At 56.7% G+C, this 1439-nt stretch carries 1 protein-coding gene; it reads right to left on the reverse strand.

From position 1 onward, the window contains the following. Nucleotides 1-242 precede the first annotated feature (242 nt). Nucleotides 243-1037, reverse strand: a complete 795-nt coding sequence (locus KIH76_RS11465; RefSeq protein WP_219070781.1) for an aminoglycoside 3'-phosphotransferase — start codon at nucleotides 1035-1037, stop codon at nucleotides 243-245. Between the last annotated feature and the right edge of the window lie 402 nt (nucleotides 1038-1439).

The following is a 1439-nucleotide window of genomic DNA, read 5'->3' on the forward strand; positions in this document are numbered from 1 at the left end:
AAGGCCTGGCACGGCGATGGTACTGCACTCGACAGGGTGTGGGAGAGTAGCACGCCGCCGCATTTACACGTCACGAAGGACCCCGGTCGAGCAACACGCTCCCGGGGCCCTCCCTTTATTCACCCACACACAGCCAGTACGGCTTTCCATCGGATTGATGACATCGTTGTTCTCATCAATGACGACATAATGCCCGTTATCGGATAATCCACGTGGTGGTTTTCCCGTTATGCGGTATCTCTCTACCCGAACACTTCGATTGCGGCGATCGTCCGCAGCAGATCCTCATCGACGAGGTCCCGTCCGTATGCGTCAAGAAACAGCCCGCGGTATGCATCCGTATGCAGGTTGAATCGCAGCGTCCACAAAGCCCAGTACACATCCACGTGCCGGTCGCTTACGCCGGCGCAATCCAAGTCAACGAAGCCGCTAAACCGCCAATCGTCCAAAATCACGTTCGGCAGGCAGTAATCCCCATGAATCAGCGTATCCGCACGCAGCAGCGACTTGCGGTCGCGAACGATCGCATAGATCTCGTCCACAGTGGCGCCGCCGTAGAGCTCGGTGTAGAACGACGTATCCCAATGGCCGGCTGCATGATTGCGTTCCGCGGTCGCAAGATAGTCACTTAACCGGTTCTGATCGGGACAATCGGCGGAGTCGAGTTTGTGCAATGCCCGCAGCCGATGCGCCAAGAGCACGGTCAACCGTGCTGGCTCGTGCAGATATCGCCGCGAGACGCAGTCCTCGCCTGGTATGCGCGCGGTCACCAGCCAGTCGCGTGCTGATTCATCGATGCCGTAATGAAGCACCGGTGCGGCGAGTCCTTTGCTGTGAAAGTATGTGGTGAACTGGGCCTCACGCCGTAGTGAGCCAGCTGGGGCGGTTTTGATGAAATATCCGTGATCTTTTGCCGAGTAGTATACCCGCGCTTGCGGTGACGAGCTGCTGTCGAACAGGCCGTGATCGTCGTCGACGTACTGTCTGAGGGCTGCCGGAAACGCGACGGTGCGTGGGCTGATTGCCGTTCGTTGCATGGTCACCTATCCATCGTGGATGAGAACAATGTTGGTCGATTGAAATTATCGCACTGTTCATCATGTCCGCAGCAGGTGGGTGCGGGTCTCGATTGCGGCTGGTTCTTTTTGCGACACGCCGGTGGTGGTTGTTTTTTGGTGGTGTTGGTTGTGGTGTGTGGGGTTGGTTGGTGTGGTTGTGGGTGGTTTTTGGGTGTTTGCGACACGCCGGTGGATGTGTTGTGTTTGTTGGGTTTTGTGGTGGTTGTTTGGGGTTGGGTTTGCGTTTGTGGTGTGGGTGGTGTAAGTTATTCACTCGCTGCCGCTGAGCGGTCGGGTTCCTCCGGTTGGAGGGGTTTGGTTCCGGTCTGTCGTGTGGTGGTGGTTTGAGAACTCAAGAGCGTGTTTGTACTACTTCTTTAT

It is taken from the genome of Bifidobacterium simiiventris (genome assembly GCF_019331715.1).
GTDB classification, from domain to species: Bacteria; Actinomycetota; Actinomycetes; order Actinomycetales; family Bifidobacteriaceae; genus Bifidobacterium; species Bifidobacterium simiiventris.